This is a genomic window from Parasediminibacterium paludis (genome assembly GCF_042651445.1).
GTDB lineage: Bacteria > Bacteroidota > Bacteroidia > Chitinophagales > Chitinophagaceae > Parasediminibacterium > Parasediminibacterium paludis.
On the sequence record NZ_JBHSDC010000021.1, the window covers coordinates 1 to 2,726 of the forward strand.

The window sequence follows — 2,726 nt, forward strand, 5'->3', positions numbered from 1 at the left end:
TTAGAGCAGTAGTTAATAGCTGTTCTAATACGGTATATACCAATATTTATACTGTCAACGCTATTACTGGTACAGCACCCGTAGGTGGTACTGTGAGTAGTGCAAGCTACTGCGGTGGCAGCAATAATGGTAGTTTAAGTTTAACAGGGGCTACTGGTAATGTTTCTAAGTGGCAATACTCAATCGACGGGGGTGTTGTATGGACAGATATATCGAACACCACCACCACACTTAGCTATACAGGCATTACTGCAACAACAAGATATAGAGCGATACTAACCAATGGTGCTTGTGGCACTGCAATTAGTGCTGTAGGCATTATTACGGTGAATCCTGCATCGGTAGCGGGTACCGCAACTGGTACAGCTGCTGTATGTGCTGGTACCAATAGCACCACATTGAGTTTAAGTGGCTATACAGGTACCATTCAATGGCAATCATCTACCGACAACAATACGTTTATTAGTATAGCTGGTGCAACAAATTCAACTTATATTGCTGCAAACCTATCTACAACCACCTATTACAAAGCAGTGGTAACCAACGCTAGTTGTACAGCTGCTATCTCAAACACGGTAGTAGTTACTATAAAGCAACCATCCACTTCGATTACTACAGCAAGCATCTGTGCAGGTGGAAGTTATAGCTTTAATGGTACTAATTACACGACAGCGGGTACTTATGTTGTTCATAAAACGAATGCAGTGGGTTGTGATAGTGCAGCGACATTAGTATTGACAGTAAATCCATTGCCACCTACACCAAACATCACATTAAGTGGTGCGACCACTTTTTGTGCTGGTGGTTCTGTGACATTAACATCAGATGCTGCGAGTAGTTATACATGGACAGGAGCAGTTGCTACTACACAAGCGATTACAGTAACAACAAGCGGTAATTACAGTGTGACTATTTCTGACGGTACTTGTACTGCAACCTCGGCTCCTGTTACTGTAACGGTGAATAGTTTGCCAACGGTAGGCGGTATTACTCAAGCTGGTCAGTTTGGTAATGGTTTAAATTTTGATGGTGTCAACGATTATGTCAATCTTACAAGAACAATTCAAGATGACTTTACGATAGAATTCTGGATGAAGACAACACAAATTGGCAATAACAGTTCGATGTGGTATGGCGGTATGGGAATAGTTGATGCAGAATATCCTGGCGTAACAAACGATTTTGGGGTCTCCTTAGTGGGTAATAAGATTGCTTTTGGGGTAGGTAATCCTGATTATACTATTTTTTCTACTTCAGCAGTAAATACAGGTAATTGGGTTCATGTTGCAGCCACCAGGAATAAATCAACTGGTTTGATGCAATTATATATTAATGGCGTATTAGAAAGTTCGTATACCCAATCGAATCATAATTCTTTAAATGTACCGAGCTATATATATTTAGGTAGAGACAATAATGGGACATATTTTAATGGAACATTAGATGAAGTACGTTTATGGAACACCGTGAGAACATCACAAGATATTAATACTAATATGAATGGTGAAATTGCTGGTGCGCCATCAGGTCTAGTTAATTATTATAAATTTAATCAAGGTATTGCCAATGGTAATAATACAGCAATAACAATTTTAAGTGATGCTGTTGGTTCTAATAGTAAAAGTCTACTCAATTTTGCCTTAACTGGTGCAACTTCCAACTTTGTAGCTGGGGCGGCTAGTACAAACGCGGCTGCACTAGGCAATGTATGTGTGGGTAGTACTTTACAATTGTCTAATGCTACAGCAGGTGGCGTTTGGACGAGTTCTAACACATCTGTAGCAACTGTAAGTACTGCGGGCTTAGTAACTGGTGTTACAAGTGGCACAGCGGTGATAAGCTATGCAGTAACCAATGCAAGTGGCTGTACTACAGTTGTAACGACAAATATTACCGTAAACGACAATCCTGTAGTGTCTGCTATAACAGGTAATACAACAATATGTGTAGGTTCAACAACAGCGTTAGCTGATGCTACTTTAGGAGGTGTATGGTCCTCAGCATCAACCAGTATTGCTACTGTCAATACAATTGGTGTGGTTACAGGTGTAGGCAGCGGTACTACAAATATTAATTATGCGGTAACTAATGCCAGTGGTTGTACTACCACTGTAAATACGACTTTAACCATAAATGCCTTACCTACAGTAGGAGCTATAAGTGGTACTTCAGCCGTATGTGTGGGTAAAACGGTTACTTATACTAATGCTACTACTGGTGGTGTATGGGCATCATTAAATGCAAGTGTTGCAAGTGTAGATGCCAATGGCGTAGTAACAGGTATTACTGCTGGTACTACAAATATTAGCTATACGGTTACTAATAGCAACGGTTGCGTAACAACTGTTACAAAATCTATTACAGTTAATGCGTTACCAGTAGTTACTATTTCAGCTAGCGGGTCTACAACATTGTGCTTAGGAGGTTCAGTAACATTAACTGCAAGTGCAGGTAGTAGTTATGCGTGGAGTAATGGTGCTACAACTATTGCCATTACAGTAAATACAGCGGGTGATTATAACGTAGTCGTTACAAATGCGAATGGTTGTTCTGCAGCATCGGCTAATACTACAGTCATCGTCAACAGTCCAAGTTCATCAACGACGGTGATTAAGGTACCATTTGGTGGTAGTTATTTGTTTAATGGTGTTACGTATAATGCAACGGGTATTTATACGGCACATTTAGTCAATGCGGTAGGCTGTGATAGTATTGCTACCTTAAAC

The 2,726-nt window shown here is 40.2% G+C and carries 1 protein-coding gene; it reads left to right on the plus strand.

The genetic code is table 11. From position 1 onward, the window contains the following. Nucleotides 1-2,726, plus strand: a 2,726-nt coding sequence (locus ACFOW1_RS10370) for a LamG-like jellyroll fold domain-containing protein (RefSeq protein ID WP_379014094.1), incomplete at both ends; no start/stop codon positions are given.